Annotated in this window: 18 protein-coding genes; 7 read left to right on the forward strand and 11 right to left on the reverse strand. The window is 54.7% G+C overall.

From position 1 onward, the window contains the following. Window positions 1-45: 45 nt before the first annotated feature. Genes rng through tldD form a run of 3 tightly spaced genes read left to right on the forward strand, consistent with a single transcriptional unit; the run spans window position 46 to window position 6,831 of the window. A complete protein-coding gene (gene rng, locus ACT3TY_RS02415) occupies window positions 46-1,509 on the forward strand; it encodes a ribonuclease G (RefSeq protein ID WP_444627262.1) in 1,464 nt (487 codons plus the stop codon). Window positions 1,510-1,513: 4 nt separating this feature from the next. Then, window positions 1,514-5,380: a YhdP family phospholipid transporter gene (locus ACT3TY_RS02420; protein WP_441677031.1), complete on the forward strand. Its 3,867-nt coding sequence runs from the start codon at window positions 1,514-1,516 to the stop codon at window positions 5,378-5,380. Next, a complete protein-coding gene (gene tldD / locus ACT3TY_RS02425) occupies window positions 5,377-6,831 on the forward strand; it encodes a metalloprotease TldD (RefSeq protein ID WP_441677032.1) in 1,455 nt (484 codons plus the stop codon). The genes ACT3TY_RS02420 and tldD overlap by 4 nt, the downstream gene beginning before the upstream one ends. 3 nt (window positions 6,832-6,834) lie before the next feature. Here the strand turns inward: tldD and yjgA are convergent, their stop codons facing one another. Continuing rightward, complete coding sequence (yjgA, locus tag ACT3TY_RS02430) at window positions 6,835-7,356, reverse strand: ribosome biogenesis factor YjgA (protein ID WP_192526324.1); 522 nt, start codon at window positions 7,354-7,356, stop codon at window positions 6,835-6,837. A 96-nt stretch (window positions 7,357-7,452) separates the two neighbouring features. Between yjgA and pmbA the strand changes: the two genes are divergently transcribed. Continuing rightward, window positions 7,453-8,793, forward strand: a complete 1,341-nt coding sequence (gene pmbA / locus ACT3TY_RS02435) for a metalloprotease PmbA (protein WP_444627263.1) — start codon at window positions 7,453-7,455, stop codon at window positions 8,791-8,793. A 10-nt stretch (window positions 8,794-8,803) separates the two neighbouring features. Here the strand turns inward: pmbA and ACT3TY_RS02440 are convergent, their stop codons facing one another. The 10 genes from ACT3TY_RS02440 to ACT3TY_RS02485 form a co-directional block, all read right to left on the reverse strand. Then, window positions 8,804-9,073, reverse strand: a complete 270-nt coding sequence (locus tag ACT3TY_RS02440) for an HPr family phosphocarrier protein (protein WP_172116307.1) — start codon at window positions 9,071-9,073, stop codon at window positions 8,804-8,806. 234 nt (window positions 9,074-9,307) lie between these two features. Then, window positions 9,308-10,222 (reverse strand): RNase adapter RapZ, encoded by a 915-nt coding sequence (rapZ, locus tag ACT3TY_RS02445; protein WP_444627264.1) that lies wholly within the window; start codon window positions 10,220-10,222, stop codon window positions 9,308-9,310. A 67-nt stretch (window positions 10,223-10,289) separates the two neighbouring features. Continuing rightward, entirely contained in the window at window positions 10,290-10,760 is a 471-nt protein-coding gene (locus tag ACT3TY_RS02450) for a PTS sugar transporter subunit IIA (RefSeq protein WP_193053810.1), read from the reverse strand. Between the two features lie 4 nt (window positions 10,761-10,764). Continuing rightward, window positions 10,765-11,073, reverse strand: coding sequence for a ribosome hibernation-promoting factor, HPF/YfiA family (gene hpf / locus ACT3TY_RS02455; protein WP_172116309.1), 309 nt, complete (start codon window positions 11,071-11,073; stop codon window positions 10,765-10,767). 98 nt (window positions 11,074-11,171) lie between these two features. Then, window positions 11,172-12,584: an RNA polymerase factor sigma-54 gene (locus tag ACT3TY_RS02460; protein ID WP_444627265.1), complete on the reverse strand. Its 1,413-nt coding sequence runs from the start codon at window positions 12,582-12,584 to the stop codon at window positions 11,172-11,174. Between the two features lie 123 nt (window positions 12,585-12,707). Then, window positions 12,708-13,457, reverse strand: a complete 750-nt coding sequence (gene lptB / locus ACT3TY_RS02465) for an LPS export ABC transporter ATP-binding protein (protein WP_193053808.1) — start codon at window positions 13,455-13,457, stop codon at window positions 12,708-12,710. Between the two features lie 9 nt (window positions 13,458-13,466). Beyond that, window positions 13,467-13,958, reverse strand: a complete 492-nt coding sequence (gene lptA, locus ACT3TY_RS02470; protein ID WP_193053807.1) for a lipopolysaccharide transport periplasmic protein LptA — start codon at window positions 13,956-13,958, stop codon at window positions 13,467-13,469. An 8-nt stretch (window positions 13,959-13,966) separates the two neighbouring features. Next, window positions 13,967-14,539, reverse strand: a complete 573-nt coding sequence (gene lptC, locus ACT3TY_RS02475; protein ID WP_444627266.1) for an LPS export ABC transporter periplasmic protein LptC — start codon at window positions 14,537-14,539, stop codon at window positions 13,967-13,969. Continuing rightward, complete coding sequence (locus ACT3TY_RS02480; protein ID WP_172116313.1) at window positions 14,539-15,081, reverse strand: KdsC family phosphatase; 543 nt, start codon at window positions 15,079-15,081, stop codon at window positions 14,539-14,541. The genes lptC and ACT3TY_RS02480 overlap by 1 nt, the downstream gene beginning before the upstream one ends. 36 nt (window positions 15,082-15,117) lie before the next feature. Beyond that, window positions 15,118-16,104, reverse strand: a complete 987-nt coding sequence (locus ACT3TY_RS02485; protein WP_441677036.1) for a KpsF/GutQ family sugar-phosphate isomerase — start codon at window positions 16,102-16,104, stop codon at window positions 15,118-15,120. A gap of 255 nt (window positions 16,105-16,359) precedes the next feature. On the opposite strand from ACT3TY_RS02485, the gene ACT3TY_RS02490 reads away from it, so the two are divergent. From ACT3TY_RS02490 to mlaD, 3 genes are read left to right on the forward strand one after another with little or no spacing between them, the layout of a single operon-like run. Next, window positions 16,360-17,181: an ABC transporter ATP-binding protein gene (locus tag ACT3TY_RS02490; RefSeq protein ID WP_172116315.1), complete on the forward strand. Its 822-nt coding sequence runs from the start codon at window positions 16,360-16,362 to the stop codon at window positions 17,179-17,181. Next, the gene (gene mlaE / locus ACT3TY_RS02495; protein ID WP_441677037.1) at window positions 17,181-17,981 is read left to right on the forward strand and encodes a lipid asymmetry maintenance ABC transporter permease subunit MlaE; all 801 of its coding nucleotides are present in this window, start codon (window positions 17,181-17,183) and stop codon (window positions 17,979-17,981) included. Before ACT3TY_RS02490 ends, mlaE begins: the two co-directional genes overlap by 1 nt. A gap of 16 nt (window positions 17,982-17,997) precedes the next feature. Further along, the gene (gene mlaD / locus ACT3TY_RS02500) at window positions 17,998-18,462 is read left to right on the forward strand and encodes an outer membrane lipid asymmetry maintenance protein MlaD (RefSeq protein ID WP_172116317.1); all 465 of its coding nucleotides are present in this window, start codon (window positions 17,998-18,000) and stop codon (window positions 18,460-18,462) included. Window positions 18,463-18,476: the final 14 nt, after the last annotated feature.

Raw genomic sequence — 18,476 nt, forward strand, 5'->3', positions numbered from 1 at the left:
CCCCTGTAACGGGTGTGATATACGTGAACCGAGAAGGAATTTTGCATGAGCGGTGAAGTCCTCATCAATTTAACGCCCATGGAAACACGGGTTGCGCTCGTTGAAAATGGCGTTTTGCAAGAGGCGCTTATAGAGCGCTCACGACGACGTGGCATTGTAGGTAATATCTACAAAGGCAAAGTGGTTCGCGTATTGCCTGGCATGCAGGCTGCCTTTGTCGATATTGGCCTTGAGCGCGCGGCGTTTATCCATGCCCATGAAGTTATGCCCTCCGGCACGCCCGTTGATGAGCAGCAAACCATTGGGCAGTTATTGCACGAGGGGCAAGCGCTGGTTGTACAGGTAACCAAGGACCCCATTGGTACGAAAGGGGCGCGTCTTACCACGCACCTCTCTATTCCCTCTCGCTATCTGGTGTATATGCCCGACTCTCCTCATCATGGAGTTTCGCAGCGCATTGAAGATGAGCGTGAACGCGAGCGCCTGAAGGCCCTGCTGGATAGCAGCATTACTGAGCAAACATTGGAAGTGACTGGCGGCTTTATCGTACGCACGGCCGCTGAAGGCGTCGGCGATGAGGAGCTGGCGGGCGATATGCACTTTTTGCTGCGTATCTGGCGTAAAGTTACCGAGCGCAAAATTAGTGCGGCGCCGTCCAACGTCATTTATGACGACTTGCCGCTGTTTATGCGTACCTTGCGCGATGTGATGCGTGATGACATCGAGAAAGTGCGTATCGATTCTCGGGAAAATTTTGTCAAGCTGGTCGAATTTGCCGAAGAGTTTATGCCTTATGCCGTGGATAGAATTGAGTACTATCCAGGCGAGCGGCCCATTTTTGATCTCTATAGTGTAGAAGATGAGATTCAGAAGGCGCTGGGCCGCAAGGTGCAACTGAAGTCAGGCGGATATCTGGTCATTGACCCGACCGAGGCGATGACAACCATTGATGTCAATACGGGGGGGTACGTTGGGCACCGCAACCTCGAAGAGACCATTTTCAAGACCAACCTTGAGGCAGCAACGGCCATTGCCCGCCAGCTTCGGTTACGCAATCTGGGCGGTATCATCATCATCGATTTTATCGATATGGCGGAGGTAGAGCATCAGCGCCAGGTTATTCGTGTGCTTGAAAAAGCGCTGGAGCGTGATCATGCCAAGACCAAATGCACCGGTGTTACCGAGTTAGGGCTTGTGCAACTGACGCGCAAGCGTACTCGTGAGAGCCTTGAGCAAACGTTGTGCGATGCATGTCCTACCTGTAGCGGACGCGGCACGCTCAGAACCCCCGAAACGGTGTGTTACGAGATCTTCCGCGAGATTCTGCGTGAAGAACGCGCCTATAGCCCTGAAACGTATACCGTGCTCGCTTCCCAGTCCGTCGTTGATAGGCTGCTGGATGAGGAGTCGGCGGCAGTGGCAGACCTGGAAACGTTTATTAATAAAACGATTCGCTTTCAGGTGGAGCAACACTACTCACAAGAGCAGTACGACATTGTGTTGATGTGATGCCATGACGATCCGCTCGCTGACGCGTTGGAGTTTACTTCTACTTGCCTGGGGACTGGGCGGCATTGCGGTAATAGCGCTGCTTTTCCGGCTCATGGTCAGTCAGGCAGATACTTTGACGCCGCATGTTGAAGCTTTTTTGGAAGCTCAGATTGGTGTGCCGGTAACGATTGAGAATCTCTCATTTTCAATGGCGCGTAGTGAGCTGATTGTGGAGCTTGAAGGCTTTGGGGTCGAAACGCCGAGCGGTCAGCCGCTTTTTTCACTGCGCCAAGCCGAGCTGCGCCTGGATATTGGCGCATCGCTACGTAATCTCTTGCCTATCTTTAGCGATATCAGATTACATCAAACCGAATTTCACCTTTATCAAGGAGTGAACGACGTTTGGCAATGGCCCGACCCTGCCAAGCTGCCGTTGCATATAGCGCCAGAGCCGGATGTTGACCTACCAACCATTGATGCCTGGACGGAATGGGTATTGCGCCAGCAAATCTGGATTGATGACACACGTGTTGTGCTACACGGCAAGCAAGAGCAAGTCATTCTCGAAGCTCCTGCGCTGTTGTTAGCCGGCAATCAGCAAGGGGCAAAACTTCAGGGCACGGTCGACGTTCTTTATTCGGAGCGCAGCGAAACGCCACCGATACCCGCCGTACAACTACTAGCGGAAATGCAGCCGGGCCGAGATGGTCTGAACGATTTCTCTGCCACGTTGAAGCTGGAGGCCCAGTTTGATCAGCTGCTGACGCTGGTTGAGCTGTTTCGGCCAGAACATATGCCGAACCTGGAGCAGGCCGGAGGCGATGCACGCGTGTGGGGCCGCTGGTATGAAGGCAGGCTTCAGGAGGTGCGCCTTGCCATCGATATCCCTCAGCTAGTGCTACGCCAGGATATTCAGTTCGCCGTGTTAAGAAACATACAAGCACAGGGTGAGTGGCAGCGCGAAGGAGAGGGCGGTGAAGCATGGTTAAGCGGTAACGCAGAGAGTGTTGATTGGGCTGAACCTGGCGAGGCGATAGAGGGCCCGGCACTTCCGCATCACTGGTACCTGTCTCATCGGCCAGGCCAGTGGGCGCTGCGTACCAGTGCTTTTGAGCTGGCTTCGCTCACTGCTTGGCGAGACTACGTATTGTTACCCGAATCCGTGACGCGTGTACTGGAAACGCTGGCTCCGAGGGGGCGGGTGCAAGGGCTGAGCTTGGGCCAGAAGGAGGGTAGCTGGGAGGTCGATGCGGCGTTAACCAATGTCGAAGTATCGCCTTGGGAAGGCGCGCCAGGTGGCGGCCCCATGGATGCCTGGGTTCAAGCTCGGGACTCCCGTGGCCGGGTGACGTTTAATAGTGCCGGTGACAGTTCGCTCTATTTCCCCGACTTGTTCACCGAACCCATGCAGCTTCAGCAGGCTGAGGGCATCGTAGAGTGGGTCTACGATGGACCTAATACGATGGTCAGCGGCCGTCAAATTAACGTGGATTGGGACGATGCCCAGATAAGCGGTGGGTTTGGGTTAGTGGTTGCAGAGGAGACAGGTCGGTTCGGACTGGATATCGATTTTGCCAATGTCGATGCGCTTGAGCGCCCTCTGGGTCAATGGCTGCCCTTACATGTATTCGATGAGGAACTGCGTGACTGGCTGTTAGATGATATTGGCGGCAAGGTGCCCAATGGTTCGCTCAAACTGAGCCTGCCTATCGAGAGCGACATTAGCGCTGATGATATATCCGCAACGCTGGCACTTAAGATAACCGAAGGGCATTTGCCTATTGCCCCCGGCTGGCCTCGCCTGGAGGATGTTGAAGGGCGTTTAACGTGGCAAAATCAGGTGCTTGAAGCGCGGGTTGAGCATGCCCAGAGTCGCGGTCTAACCGCTTCACAAGGCGAGCTGACCATGCAAGATGAGATACTCAATGTGTCGGGTAACCTGCATGGCGATGGCTCCGCCCTGATCGCATTTTTAACATCGATACCTGATGTCGATATGAATATTCTCAACGACCTTCAGGCTGAAGGCGAGGTAGAGGCTGATTTAGCCATATCACTACCTCTGGAAGCGCCAGATAATTTCCAGCTGGAAGTCAATGCAGTCCCTGCGCTCACCCGTGTCGCTTACGCCCCCGTGGGCGAGGCGCTTCAGGCGGTAAAGGGCCAGTTAACCTGGCAGCAGTACGGTGACAGCATGGCGCTAATAGGCAGTGTCGATGGACAGCTATTGGGCGGCGATATTAGTGCTGACATGCATACCCAGCGAGACGGTATCCGCTTGCGGGGGCAAACGCCGGTGGCGTCACTTTTCTCATTGGTGGATATACCTGCCGAGCAAGGCAAGCAGCTGCTTGATGGAACGATGCAGTGGCAAGGGCGCGTAACGCTTGAGCCAGGCCCTGCGCTATCTCTAGAAAGCCAGCTTGAAGGGGTGCGTCTTGATCTGCCTGAACCTTTTGCCAAGGCTGCAGGCGAGCCTTGGCCCTGGACGCTTAATGCTGATTTCGACAGTGGTCGGGTGGAGGGTCGCTTGGCCGATATCGCGCATTTACGCTTAAAGGATCGGTTAGGTGACGTGTCAGGCAACCTGCATGTGGCGGATGCTGAGGTAAGCGCACCCGAGTGGCCGATGCAGTCAGGCTTTCGCTTACAGGCAAACCTTCCTCGCATTGACCCAATGGCGTGGCAACAAGCCGTCGCTCCACTGTTTCGAGGCGACCAGGGTGTGAGCGGTGATCTAACCGCTCAACTATCCGGTCAGCATCCGCCGTTGGAGTTTTCCCTGGATACCGCTTGCCTTGTCTATCAGCAAGCATGCGTTGGTGGTGCGGCATTAATCGGCAGTGTACAGAATGGCACAGTTACCGCAGCGCTTGAGAGCGACTTGGTGACGGGGCATCTTCGCTATCAGCAAGCAGCTCAGCACCCTCTGGATATCACCATTAGCCAGTTAGCACTGGATAGGCTGACTAATTTGGCAGATACGAGCAGTGAGTCAGAAACGACCTCGCCGGATTCTTGGCTCGGTGAAGTGGAGACGCAGCGCACAGTGCCTGCGGCTATTCCTGAGTGGCTGGCTGAGCTACCCGATGGGCGACTTCGGTTGGCGGAAATGAGCATGGGAGAAAGCCGTTTCGGGCCTTTATCCGCCTATTGGTACACTGAACCAGGCCGGTTTTCGCTAATGCCGGTTGGGTTAACGCTTGGGCAACTTTCTGCTCGTGGTGAACTCTATTGGGAGGGCGATGCCTCGACCAGTCGAACCCAGGCCAATATTTCCATCGAAGGCGGCGATGTAGGTACCGCTCTTGAGCGCATGGATCAACCCGTTGCCTTACGCAGCCGACGTACTACCGCAACCGCCAATCTTGGCTGGGCGGGCGCACCATGGCAGTTCTCGTTAAATCAGGCGCAGGGCGACATAGGCATCGACGTGCAGGATGGGCGCTTTATGCATCTGGACTCTGCACCGGTGCGTCTCGTTGGCCTGCTGAATTTCGATAATATATTGCGTCGATTGCGGTTGGATTTTTCTGACGTCACCGGCACGGGCACCGCTTTTGATCGCGTTGACGGCACGGCAGATGTCGAAAATGGCCAGCTTTCGTTGAGCGAGCCATTGCAAATTAAAGCACCTGCCGCCAACTTAACCCTAACCGGTAATGTTAACTTGCTTCATCGAGAGCTTGATTTGCGCCTTGGCGTTGTGATGCCGGTGACGCAAACACTGCCCATTGCCGCCCTTGCGGTGGGCGCTCCTGTTGTAGGTGGCGCACTATTTATTGCTGATCAGCTTTTTGGCAGCGCTCTGGATCGAGCGACGACCATTCATTATCGCGCGCGAGGCCCCTGGACTTCGCCGCAGGTTACTTTAGAAGGCTCCGAATGACCGCATTTAAGAGCGATATAGACTCCGCCGTTTCCATTCTTCTTACGCCGGGTGGCTTGGACCTTGATGGGCTTGATAAAGGCCTTGAGTACGCCATGGGCGCGGGTGTGGATTACGCCGATCTCTACTTTCAGCGCACCTGGACAGAGGGCTGGGTGTTGGAAGATGGTGAGGTAAAAGAGGCAAGCTACAACATTGATGGCGGTGTGGGCGTCCGCTCCCTGGCCGGAGAAAAAACCGGCTTTGCCTACTCCAATCAGATTAGTGCGGATGCGCTGATCGATACCGGGCGCACGGCCTCAGGCATTGTGCGTAGTGGCAAGCGCTTGCCTGGGCAGGCCGTTAAGCCGGTTTCAGTGGCCCCTTTTTACGCTGGTGTTGATCCTTTAGCGGGGCTGACTGCTGAAGAGAAGGTCGCCATGCTAAAAGAAGCCGATCGCATCGCGCGCGCGGCAGACCCTAGCGTTTCTCAGGTAAGCGCCTCGCTTTCAGGCACTTACGAAGTAGTTCTGGTGCGTGCCAGTGATGGCACTTTGGCCGCGGATATTCGCCCGCTGGTGCGCTTTAACGTTAGCGTAATTGCCGTGAAAAATGGCCGCAGAGAGCGCGGCAGTGCAGGCGGTGGCGGACGCTACTCCATGGCTCGCCTGCGTAATGAAGGTGTTGCCGAGCGATACGCAAAAGAGGCCGTACGCCAAGCGCTCGTCAATCTTGAGGCGGTCGATGCGCCAGCCGGACAAATGCCGGTGGTACTGGCTTCTGGCTGGCCGGGTATTTTGCTGCACGAAGCCGTCGGCCATGGGCTGGAAGGTGATTTCAACCGTAAAGGCAGTTCGGCATTCTCGGGTCGTATGGGGCAACGCGTCGCTGCCAAGGGTGTGACGGTGGTCGATGATGCCACGATTGCTGATGGTCGCGGCTCGTTAAGTGTCGATGACGAGGGCACGCCCGGGCAAAACACGCCGTTGATCGAAGACGGCATTCTTACTGGCTATATGCAGGACAAGCTGAATGCCCGATTAATGAACATGGCGCCAACCGGTAATGCTCGCCGCGAGTCGTTTGCGCATTTACCCATGCCGCGCATGACCAATACGGTCATGCTGGCAGGCCAGGATGCACCCGAGGATATTATCAAAAGCGTCACAAAAGGTATTTATGCCGTTAGCTTCGGTGGCGGCCAAGTGGATATCACCTCGGGCAAATTTGTATTCTCCGCCAGCGAAGCCTACCTGATTGAGGATGGGCGCATTACGGTTCCCGTTAAGGGCGCCACGCTGATTGGTAATGGGCCGGAGGCGATGGGGTGTGTCTCCATGATTGGCCACGATATGGCGCTGGATACAGGAATTGGCGTGTGTGGCAAAGAGGGTCAAGGCGTACCGGTTGGGGTGGGTCAGCCCACACTAAAACTGGATGAGCTAACCGTTGGCGGTACGCAGTCCTCGTAAGTGTTAAAGCGCCAGCGTGTCGCGGAGAAGTTTGAACAGCTTACGCGAGCTGGCGGGTGGTTTGTCCTGATCGCGCTCACGCTGAGCGTTGCGCACTAACTGACGTAGCGCTTGGCGATCCGCGTTGGGATAGTCTGCCATAAACTGGTCAACGGCAGGATCGCCTTCTCCAATAAGCCGGTCCCGCCACTTTTCAAGACGATGAAAGGCATGGTCGCGCTGCTCTTTTTCCTGCTCAATTGAGTCAAAGACACCTTGAATCGCGGTCAGGTCCTCTTTGCGAACCAGCTTGCCGACATACTGCATATGACGGCGGCGCCCTTCGTGGGAGCGAATACGAGAGGTCTCTTCGATAGCGCGCAGCATGTCGTCGGAGAGAGGAAAGCGGGCACGCTCAGCAGGTTTCATGGCGATTAAGGTTTCGCCGAGCGCTTGGAGTGCATGCATTTCGCGTTTGAGCTGCGACTTGCTGGGGCGCTCTTCGGGTTCTTGAGTATCAAGGGGCTCGGGGCGTTTCTTCGGCATAGTAAGGCTCACAGACAAGATTCGTTGGCAGCATTATATCAGGCTGCGACAAGAACATTGATTCGGCGATGAGATTCGTACGAAAAAGGAGGCTATATGGCACAGGCATTTGATGCATCCTCGCAGCAGGCACTGTTAACCGCGCGTGCAGAAGAGGCGTTGACCTTGGCCAAGCGCCTGGGAGCCGATGCGGCGGAAGTGGGCGCAAGCGTTGATCAGGGCGTGGGCGTTAGCGTGCGCTTGGGCGATGTGGAGACGGTTGAGCTTTCACGAGACCAGGGCATTGCCGTCACGCTTTACGTCGGCAAGCGCAAAGGAAGTGCATCGTCGAGTGACGCCAGCAGTGCCTCGATTCAAGCAACGGTTGAGAAAGCATTAGCCATTGCGCGTTATACCGGTGAAGACCCGGTGGCTGGCTTGGCGGATGCCGATCAGATGGCGACCGAATTGCCGGACCTTAAGGTTCATTACCCGTGGGCGCTGACAACTGAGCAAGCAATCGACCTTGCGCTTGCCTGCGAGCAGGCGGGTCGCGACGTTGAGGGTATTAGTCAGTCAGAAGGCGCGTCGCTTTCAAGCGGTGAGGGCGTACGGGTTTATGCTAACAGTCATGGTTTTTTAGGTACCCAAAAAGGCAGTAGTCACTCCCTTTCATGCATGCTCATTGCTCAGGATGAAGACGGTATGCAGCGGGACTACGACTATACCTCTGCGCGTAATCCTCAGCATTTGCGCGACCCGAGTGAAGTAGGGCGCGAGGCTGCGGCCCGTACGCTGCGCCGGTTAGGTGCCAAGCGGCCGCCAACCGGCACCTTTCCCATTCTGTTTGATCCTTCGCTGTCTAGTGGTCTGGTTGGGCATTTATTGGGCGCGTTGGCGGGTGGTGCGCTGTATCGCCAATCCTCTTTCTTGTGTGACCGTTTGGGCACGCCGTTATTTCCTGAGTGGTTTAGTCTGGAAGAGCGCCCTATGGAAATAGGAGCGACCGCCAGTACGCCGTTTGATGGAGAAGGTGTGCAGACACGTAATAACCGCTTTATCGAACAGGGGCGTATCGCAAGCTATATGCTTTCGTCCTACAGTGCCCGTCGCTTGGGCATGCAAACCACGGGGAATGCTGGCGGTGCCCGCAACGTGCGTTTAGACGCACCCTTGCAGACGCGTGATGCGCTGCTTAAAACGATGGGTCGAGGCATTTGGGTTACCGAACTAATGGGCCAAGGCGTGAACGGCGTAACCGGGGATTACTCGCGTGGTGCGGCGGGCTTCTGGGTCGAGAATGGAGAAATCCAGTATCCGGTTGAAGAATTTACCATCGCTGGAAATCTTGAGCGTATGTTCTCAGGTCTTGTCGGTATCGGAAGTGATATCGACACACGCGGCAGCATTCATACGGGCAGCTGGTTAGTGGATGCGATGACCGTCGCCGGTAGCTAAAAAAGCCGCACTACTGATCTTCGTCAAAGCGGGCGTCGAACAGCGCTTGGATTGCATCAAGCGCTTGTTCGGCATCCTCGCCTTCCGCACAAATCCGCAGCTGGGTGCCGCAGGGTGCGGCCAGCATCAATAGCGACATGATGTTGGCTGCATCAGCCATCTGCTGCTGCTTATACACCTGTATGCTGGCGGAGTAGTGCTGGCTGCACTTCACCAGCTTTGTGGCGGCGCGGGCATGTAGGCCGCGCTGATTGGTCAGTGTTAAGGTTCTTTCTGGCACCCTGGTTCCTTTTTTCCGAGTGGTGTCATTAGGCTTTGTACGAAAACTGCTTGCGCTTGACCATACGGCGTTAAAATCAGCTCGTGCGCGAGTCCGATCAAGATACTCATTTACACATGTAAACTCGTGCGCGAGCTCGGTCCGTTTTTTCGCTGATTTTTGCCTTGTCTGGCCTTCGCTCAGCGACTTTTCGTACAAACCCTGTGGCATAAGCGTTTACGTAGGGCTGGGCGTCTACTCGGAAAATGGAGAAGCCGTCGGTGGCTCTGCCCGGGTTCCTCGTAGCGTGTATTGCAGCTCCAATTCTCGGTGACGCAACTGGACTTCGCCGATGAGCGGTGCCAGCTTTTGCGCCAGCTGTTCGGCAATATACACAGAACGGTGCTGCCCGCCGGTACAGCCAATAGCCACCGTCATATAGCTGCGCTGACTATTTTGGTAAGCAGGCAGCCAGCGCTCAAGCATAGCCTGAATATCATGGCTCATCTCTTCGACAATCGGGTAGCCGCGCAGAAACGCAATAATCGTGGCATCACGTCCTGTGTACTGGCGTAGCGTTGGGTCCCAATAAGGGTTGGGCAGGCAGCGTACATCAAAGACTAAATCTGCATCCATGGGTACGCCATGCTTGTAGCCGAACGACTCAAAGGTGAGTGTTAGCTGGTCCTTGCGCTGGTGGGCTACCTGGTCTGAAATGCGCCGACGCAGGTCGTGGACCGATAAGCGTGATGTATCAATCCGCAGGTCGGCCAAGTCACGTATTTCGTTGAGCGTCTCTTCCTCTTTCTCTATCGCCTCTTCAAGCGTCATATCACTGTTGCGCGTTAACGGATGGCGTCGCCGTGTCGCAGAATAGCGTTCCAGTAAAATACGTGAATCGGTGGTTAGATAGATAACCTGACAATCTATAGGCCGCGCGCGCAGCTCTTCAAGCAGTGCGGGAAGGCGCTCAAGCGCCGCTGGCAGGTTGCGGGCATCGATACTGACCGCTAGATGTGTACGTTCACCCTCGTCACGGAGTTCGTCAATCAAAGAACCAAGCAACATGGCGGGGAGATTATCAATGGCGTAATAGCCAATATCTTCCAGCGCTTGTAATGCGATTGATTTGCCAGAGCCAGAGCGGCCGCTAATAATCACCAGTTGCATAGTGGCTCTCTCTGATTGAACGTATAAAAGGGATAACGCATGAAAATGTGTTAGTCGTTATGGGCGATTATGGAGCGGCCTGTTCGCGAATCTTGCCCATTAGCAGGTCAAGCAAATCGTGCTGGCTGCTGGTTTTGCGTAATGCCTGGCGTGTGCTCGCATCATTCATAATGGTGGCCACTTGTCCCAAAAGCGACAAATGCGTGTCGTCAGCCTCTTCGGGAACCAGCAGCACAAAGACGAGGTCGACCGGGTCGCCATCAATAGCATCAAAATCAATAGGTTCTGATAATTTTAAAAAACCCGCAATAGGCGTAACGCAATGTGGGCTGCGCGCATGGGGGATGGCGACGCCGTTACCGATCCCCGTGCTGCCAAGACGTTCCCGGCCGATCAGTCGGCTGAAAACTTCCTGGCTATCCAGACTGGGTGTATTTTGAGCGATAAAGGTGCTGAAAAACTCCAGCACCCGCTTTTTGCTGCCCCCGGGCACGTCGTAAAGTACGCGCTCCGGGGGGAGGATGGTTTCCAACGTCATTGAATTAACGCACGCCAGCGCCTTGGGCGCGAGCTTGTGCTTTTTCCTTGTGCTTAACGAGTTGACGATCAATTTTGTCTGCTAAGGCGTCAATAGCGGCATACATATCGACATCTTCGGCGTCGGCATGTAAGTCGGCGCCTGCCGCATGAAGGGTGCACGCGGCATGTTGGCGCTCCTTCTCAATAGATAAGGTGACTTGTACCGTGGTGATGTGGTCGTAATGACGTTCGATGCGTTCAAGTTTTTCATTAACGTAGTCACGCAAGGCGTCAGTCAGTTCTACATGATGACCCGTGATATTTACTTGCATTGACGTGCTCCTTATCCATCGGACTGAATTTCGATTGTAACCCTTTTTACGGTGTTGCAAAGCCCCTGTCGCGAGTTTTGCCATTTCTCTTGTAACGACTAACGCAAACGACGACGTTCACTTGATGAGGGAATGCCCAGCGACTCACGATATTTCGCCACCGTACGGCGTGCCACTGTGATGCCGCCATCTCCCAGTAATGTCACCAAACGACTGTCCGAAAGAGGTTTGCCGGGAGGCTCATCTTGAATCAACTTTTTAAGCCGGGCGCGAATCGCGGTGCTTGAGTGGCTGTCTGCGCCATCCTGCCCGCTAATTTGGCTTGAGAAAAAGTACTTGAGTTCGAATACGCCCCGTGGGGTATGGATATATTTTTGTGTGGTGACCCGAGAAATGGTTGATTCGTGCATCTCAACCGCCTCGGCAATATCGGCAAGAATCAACGGCTTCATCGCTTCTTCACCGTGCTCTAAAAAACCGATTTGGCGAGTGATAATCTCGCGCCCTACGCGTAGAAGCGTGTCGTTGCGGCTGGACAGGCTTTTGATTAGCCAGCGCGCTTCTTGCAAGTGCTCTTTTAAAAACTGGTTATCCTGACTCTTGTCTGCACGCTTGATTAAGCTGGCGTAGTCGGGCTGGATACGCAGCCGGGGCAGGGCTTCAGGGTTAAGCTCCAGGTGCCAGCCTTCATGATCATGACGTACGACCAGGTCGGGCGTGATATAGCTATCGTCGGTGACGCCATAAGCGCTGCCTGGGCGTGGGTCCAGGCTTCGGATCAGACCGATCACATCGTCTAGCTGCTCATCGTCCAGGCTTAGGCGGCGCTTTAATAGGCGAATGTCATTTTTGCCCAGCGCTTCAAGAAACTGGCGAACCAATCGGCGCGCGGGAACCAGTAGGGGCGTGTCGTCGGGGAGCGTTGCTAACTGAAGCATCAAACATTCGCGCAAGTCACGGGCGAAGACGCCCGTTGGCTCGAACTGCTGTAAGCGCATCAGAGTGGTCTCTAACTCTCGCTGGCTGAGACCTTCGATGCTCTGAGCACGTAACCCATCGCGGATATCGTTGAGCGGCTGCGTCAGGTAGCCATTGGCGTCCAGTGCATCAATCAGACTTTCGGCGATTAGCTGCTCACGAGCCGTAAAGTCGGTCATCGCCAGCTGCCAAAGGAGATGTCCATGCAGGCTTTGTCCCGCGGCCTGGCGTTCAAAATCGGGGCCTTCGCTGCTGCCAGAGCTACCCATGTCCTGGTAAGTGTCAGACCAGTCGCTATCGACAGAGAGTTCCTCGGGAATGCTTTCTGACCACTCCTCGTCAGGTGTTTCGACGGTCGCCTGCTCGCCGAACTCGTCTTCCTGCTCCAGCATTGGGTTGGCATCCAGTGCCTGCTGAATTTCCTGACGTAGATCCAATGTCGATAGCTGTAGCAGTGCAATCGCTTGCTGCAGCTGAGGTGTCATGGTCAGCTGCGTACCGATACGCAATTGGAGAGAAGCTTTCATGACCATCTGAGAACCACTCGTTAATCGGAAAGCTTCACCCTAGTGCGAGTCATGTTGTTGTGCAAGTGCAATAAGCATGCCACTGATAAAATTTTTACTGCAGATCACTGTTTAGCGGTGAAATTAAATTCATAAGCGAAAATCAGCACCCAGGTAAACTTCCCTCACTTTTTGGTTATCAAGGATAGTCTGAGGGCTGCCGCCAGCAATAATGTGGCCGTCACCGACAATATAGGCGATATCGCAAATATCCAGTGTTTCTCGGACGTTATGATCAGTAATTAGCACGCCAATGTGGCGCTGTTTTAAGGCGCGAATAATGCTCTTGATTTCACCAACCGAGATGGGATCGACACCTGCAAATGGCTCGTCCAGCAAGATAAACGCGGGCTCTGTGGCCAAGGAGCGGGCAATTTCGACGCGCCGCCGCTCGCCGCCGGAAAGGCTCATGCCCAGGTTGTCACGGATGTGGGTAATATGAAAGTCGTCAAGCAGGGCCTCAAGCCGCTGCTCTCGTCCTGCCCTGTCCAGATCTTTGCGGGTTTCCAGAATCGCCATAATATTATCCGCAACCGATAGCTTGCGAAAAATAGACGCTTCCTGGGGTAGATAGCCAATGCCGGCCATCGCGCGTTCGTGCATGGGAACGCGGGTTAAGTCTTGCTCGTCGATACGCACCGTACCCGCATCAGACTTCACCAGGCCCACAATCATATAAAACGATGTGGTTTTACCCGCGCCGTTAGGGCCAAGCAGGCCTACCACGCTGCCTTGAGCAATCTCCAGGCTAATGTCTTTAACCACGCGGCGGCGCTTATAGCTTTTTGCCAAGTGATTGGCGTAAAGGGTTTTTATGGGTGGTGCTTCCGCAATAGACATGGTTGACTCCTATTGCGCTGGCTGAAGCGTCATACGAATACGCTGCGGCTCGCTACCGTTTACATCGGAGCGTGCCTGCACCACTTCGCGGTCAATGAAGTATTCCAGGCGGCCACCGGTAAACTGATCACCCGCTTGGGTCAGTTCGGCCTGGTCAATAAGCTCTACACGCCGCTCTGCTACGTGATAAACCACGCGGCGTGCCCATCCTTCCATCGGTGCGTCCTGATCATCGAGTTGATTGCGTAGGTAGGCGCGCTCTCCGGTGGCAATAGCGCGAGAAAGCTCACCCGCGTCGTTACGGATAATTTCAACGCGATCACCACGTAGTTGCATACTGCCTTGGCGAATATTGACATCGCCTGAATAAACGGCAGTGCCTGCACGCTGATCAAGGTCTAGCTGGTCGGCTTCTACTTCAATGGGGGCTTGGCTTGTCTGGGCCGCTGCCGATAGCGGCACCGCAAGGGCGAAAAGCGCGGTGCGAATAAAAGCGTTCATAGCGACTCCTAAGGATTTTGTGTTGCGGGGGGGTGATGGCCGCGGACGTTATCGGTTAGTCGGACCTGGCTATCATCAAGCCAAACATCCATACGTGATGCGCTCATTCGTTGAGGTGGCTGCTGAAACACGGCGGGCGCCTCGCTCCAGACATGACGCGCTACCCCATCATAATGTAATAACTCAGTATCAAGCTGCCAGCCTTCTGTAGGCGCCAGGAGCTGTGCATCACCAGACAGTGTTAGTGCTTGGGTGGCCGTGTTCAGAACGCCTTCGTTGGCGTGAGCGAGCCACTCTCGGTTATCACTATCAAACAGTGTCGCTTCGGGTTGAGTGACTTCGGCCTGGGTGCTTTGTGGTATGTAAACCAATAAAGGCGCGGACAGCGACTGCTGGATATGCCCTGTTTCACCAAACAGCGTGATCTCGGCATTTTCCAGCACGTGGCCAGGCTCTTCAGCCTGCGCTTCTTCGTCAACGGGCCGGTCTTCCGGGCCGCGTGGGTCCAGCCATACTAGCAGCCCCCCTAAAGCGACCACCAGGGCCGTTAACCCGACGCGTTTCTTGGTTCTTTGAAACATTACACGCGACCATTCAAATACGACTCAAGAACAGTACTCCAGTGGCCCTGCGCTTCAAGTAATGTATCGCAAATTTCACGTACGGCGCCGTGACCACCCAAGCGGTCGGTAATCCAGTCAGCGTGGGTATGCATGTAATCGGGTGCGTTGGGGACCGTAATGCCAACGCCTGCGCGTTTGATAGGCGCAAGATCAGGCAGGTCATCGCCGCAGTAAGCCACCTGGCTTAGGTTCAGGTTGAGGCGCTCGCACAGCGCTTTCAAAGTAGTGAGCTTATCTTCGCAGCCCTGGTGGACAAGGTTAATTCCCAGCGCCGCAGCACGCTGGCTCACCATGGGGGAGTCGCGTCCTGTAATTAACGCCACATGAATGCCCACACGTTTAAGCAACTTTAAGCCATGGCCGTCTTGTGTATGGAAGGCTTTGATCTCGATACCATCGGCTTGAAAGTATAGCCGTCCATCGGTGAGCACACCGTCAACATCGAGGGCAAGTAGTCGCACATGGCGAAGCTGGTCAAGTAGCGCAGTGGGGAGGGCCATAGGGACTCCTTGTCAGTAAACTGTTGGGTAAAGTGGTTAGATAACGCCGCTGGCAAGCAAGTCGTGCATATGGAGCGCCCCGATGGGGCGCTGTTCGTCATCGACGACCGCTAGCGCAGTAATACGGCTATCTTCCATGATGCGCACCGCTTCGGCGGCCAGTAGGTCGGGGCCAATACGTTTGCCGGGTCGGGTCATTACATCGTCCACGGTTACTTTACGCAGATCATGAAACTGGTCGAGGGTGCGGCGTAAGTCGCCATCGGTATAAACACCTGCAAGTCGCCCTTCGCTGTCGACAACACAGGTAAATCCCAACCCTTGGCGGGTAATCTCCAAGAGCGCATCACGCAACGGGCTGCCTAGTGCTATCTGCGGCAAGCGTGTGCCGCTATGCATAAGGTCTTTAACGCGCAATAGCAGTCGTTTTCCCAGGCTGCCACCGGGATGCGATAAGGCAAAATCATCAGCGGTAAATCCGCGTGTTTCAAGTAGCGCAACGGCAAGCGCGTCGCCCAGGGCAAGGGCGGCCGTCGTGGAGCTTGTGGGGGCCAAGTCCAGAGGGCACGCTTCGCGTTCAACACCGCTGTTCAGGTGAGCATCCGCATGTTTGGCAAGTGTTGAGCCAGGGCGGCCTGTCATGCTAATTAACGGTGTGCCTAGCCGTTTTAACAGAGGCAGTAGCGCCGTCACTTCGGCGGTTTCTCCGGAGTTTGATAGTGCCAGGACCACGTCGTTGCGCGTAATCATCCCCAGATCGCCGTGGCTAGCTTCACCTGGGTGAACAAAAAAAGCAGGTGTGCCGGTGCTGGCAAGCGTGGCGGCCAGCTTTCCTGCTATATGGCCAGACTTGCCCATTCCCGTCACGACGACCCGGCCCTGACACGCCAGCATCAATTCACATGCACGGTCGAAGCTTTCATCAAGCTTGCCTTGAAGACCGCCAATGGCGGCTTGTTCTATTTGCAGCGTGCGTAGGGCGCTTTCACGCAACGGGCTAACAGTGGGTGAGGGCTGGGGCATGAACATCTCGTTTTAATAGAAATACAGTGCAAACGTAGTGCGATTAACTGACAAGAATACCATTTTGTGGGCATCTATAAGCATAGCGCTTTAACGGGTTTTTAGGGTGGGTTGGAACGCACGTCTTGCCATAAGTGCCATTGAAGCCAAGCTTGATGTTCGAGAATATTTAGAAAACGCTGTTTTTAAACGGTAGAATATCCAACCGATAAACGCACCCGCTACTATTAAGTAACAATGGGAGTCAACCAACCCATGACAGACGTTCCCTTCATCGAAATTGAAGACGTGCATTTTTCACGTGGGAGCCATGAGATCTTTCGTGGAATTAGCATGATTATTCCTCAGGGTAACGTCACCGCCATTATGGGGCCTAGCGGTACCGGCAAGACAACCTTGCTAAAACTCATTGGTGGTCAGCTAACGCCGGATCGTGGACGTATTATCGTCGATGGCCAGGACGTTCATCGGCTGTCGCGAAAAGCGCTGTTTGCATTGCGTAAACGTATGGGCATGCTGTTTCAAAGCGGCGCTCTGTTTTCTGACCTGGATGTGTTCGAGAACGTCGCGTTTCCCTTGCGCGTCCATACCGACCTGCCCGATGCCATGATTCGAGATCTGGTATTGCTAAAGCTTCAAGCGGTGGGGCTGCGCGGGGCTCGCCATCTAACGCCTGCAGAGCTTTCGGGCGGTATGGCCAGGCGCGTGGCGCTGGCTCGGGCAATAGCGTTAGACCCGGAGCTCATTTTGTATGATGAGCCTTTTGTCGGGCAGGATCCTATTTCCATGGGCGTGCTGGTGCAGTTGATTAAACGGCTTAACCAGGCACTAGCGCTTACCTCGGTGGTGGTTTCTCACGATATTAAAGAGACACTAAGCATCGCCGATTATCTCTATCTTCTCGCTGATGGTCAGGTCGTCGCTGAGGGAACGCCACAAACACTAAATGCCAACCAGGACCCACGCGTTAGCCAGTTCGTTCATGGCGAGCCAGATGGCCCTGTGCCATTTCACTATCCCGCCGAGACGCTGTATAGCGATATTCTTGGCCCCGTTACCGCGACAAGGGCAGGGTAATGCAGTCGAAATTTGAACAAGGCATCGGCTATATCGCCCGTTTGGGGCGTAAAGGGTGCGATGTAATGGAAGCGCTGGGCCGTGCCGGGCTATTTCTTGGCCAGTCAGCGGTCGGCGTGCCGTCTCGTGAAGGGTGGAGCCTCTGGCTGCGTCAAATGCATTTTGTGGGCGTGCTCTCGCTGGCGATTGTGATCGTATCGGGAGTTTTTATTGGCATGGTGCTGGCGCTGCAGGGCTACACTATTTTGGTCGATTTTGGCGCGGAGCAGGCGTTAGGGCAAATGGTTGCGCTTTCCTTGCTGCGGGAATTGGCACCGGTTGTCGCTGCGCTGCTATTCGCCGGGCGGGCAGGGTCAGCACTTACCGCTGAGATTGGCTTAATGAAAGCCACCGAGCAGCTAACCAGTATGGAAATGATTGGCGTAGACCCACTGCGTAGAATTATTGCGCCCAGGCTCTGGGCTGGGTTCGTTTCGCTGCCCATTCTAACGGTTGGCTTTAGCGTCGTGGGTATTTGGGGTGGCTACCTGGTCGGTGTGGAGTGGCTTGGCGTTTTTGAAGGCTCTTACTGGAGCAACATGCAGGCCAGCGTATCGTTTATCGGCGATGTAGGTAACGGCATCATCAAGAGTCTTGTCTTTGCCGTCGTTGTTACCTGGATCGCGGTGTTTCAAGGTTATGACTTAATGCCGACGTCTGAAGGGATTTCGCGGGCCACAACGCGCACCGTCGTTTATTCATCGCTTGCAGTATTGGGGCTTGATTTTGTATTAACCGCCGTAATGTTCGGCGGCCTTTAATAGGTGGAGTGGTTTCATGAAACGCAGTAAAACAATGGAATTTGGCGTGGGTCTATTTATGCTGGCGGGGATTGTTGGGCTGATTTTTCTGGGCCTGCGCGTCAGTGGTTTAAGCCTTGCTAGCTCTTCTGAAACGTTTCACCTTGACGCCAATTTCTCCAATATTGGCGGATTAAAGCCGCGCTCTAGAGTCACCATGGCGGGCGTGACCGTTGGGCGCGTGGAGTCGATTAACTTAGATACCGATTGGTTTGACGCTCGGGTCACGCTACGCCTGGATAATGACTTGGAAGGGCAGCTCTCCGAAGACACAACAGCCGCCATTTTAACCTCTGGCCTGTTGGGCGAGCAGTATATTGGCTTAAGCGTGGGTGGCGCCCCTGAAGTGCTTGAAGATGGCGATACCATTCGTGACACCCAGTCTGCGCTGGTGCTTGAAGAACTAATCCAGCAATTTGTATCCAATATGGCGAGTAATTAAACATTCTATTAGTA

The organism is Halomonas sp. AOP22-C1-8 (assembly GCF_052378905.1).
Lineage (GTDB): Bacteria > Pseudomonadota > Gammaproteobacteria > Pseudomonadales > Halomonadaceae > Vreelandella > Vreelandella citrativorans.

Coding starts and splice junctions, on each gene's coding strand:
- yjgA (WP_192526324.1), bottom strand. CDS start 7,356: ATGCCGAAGAAACGCCCCGAGCCCCTTGATACTCAAGAACCCGAAGAG.
- ACT3TY_RS02420 (WP_441677031.1), top strand. CDS start 1,514: ATGACGATCCGCTCGCTGACGCGTTGGAGTTTACTTCTACTTGCCTGG.
- rapZ (WP_444627264.1), bottom strand. CDS start 10,222: ATGCAACTGGTGATTATTAGCGGCCGCTCTGGCTCTGGCAAATCAATC.
- hpf (WP_172116309.1), bottom strand. CDS start 11,073: ATGCAAGTAAATATCACGGGTCATCATGTAGAACTGACTGACGCCTTG.
- pmbA (WP_444627263.1), top strand. CDS start 7,453: ATGGCACAGGCATTTGATGCATCCTCGCAGCAGGCACTGTTAACCGCG.
- lptC (WP_444627266.1), bottom strand. CDS start 14,539: ATGTTTCAAAGAACCAAGAAACGCGTCGGGTTAACGGCCCTGGTGGTC.
- ACT3TY_RS02480 (WP_172116313.1), bottom strand. CDS start 15,081: ATGGCCCTCCCCACTGCGCTACTTGACCAGCTTCGCCATGTGCGACTA.
- ACT3TY_RS02450 (WP_193053810.1), bottom strand. CDS start 10,760: ATGACGTTGGAAACCATCCTCCCCCCGGAGCGCGTACTTTACGACGTG.
- tldD (WP_441677032.1), top strand. CDS start 5,377: ATGACCGCATTTAAGAGCGATATAGACTCCGCCGTTTCCATTCTTCTT.
- lptA (WP_193053807.1), bottom strand. CDS start 13,958: ATGAACGCTTTTATTCGCACCGCGCTTTTCGCCCTTGCGGTGCCGCTA.
- mlaE (WP_441677037.1), top strand. CDS start 17,181: ATGCAGTCGAAATTTGAACAAGGCATCGGCTATATCGCCCGTTTGGGG.
- mlaD (WP_172116317.1), top strand. CDS start 17,998: ATGAAACGCAGTAAAACAATGGAATTTGGCGTGGGTCTATTTATGCTG.
- ACT3TY_RS02490 (WP_172116315.1), top strand. CDS start 16,360: ATGACAGACGTTCCCTTCATCGAAATTGAAGACGTGCATTTTTCACGT.
- lptB (WP_193053808.1), bottom strand. CDS start 13,457: ATGTCTATTGCGGAAGCACCACCCATAAAAACCCTTTACGCCAATCAC.
- ACT3TY_RS02460 (WP_444627265.1), bottom strand. CDS start 12,584: ATGGTCATGAAAGCTTCTCTCCAATTGCGTATCGGTACGCAGCTGACC.
- ACT3TY_RS02485 (WP_441677036.1), bottom strand. CDS start 16,104: ATGCCCCAGCCCTCACCCACTGTTAGCCCGTTGCGTGAAAGCGCCCTA.
- rng (WP_444627262.1), top strand. CDS start 46: ATGAGCGGTGAAGTCCTCATCAATTTAACGCCCATGGAAACACGGGTT.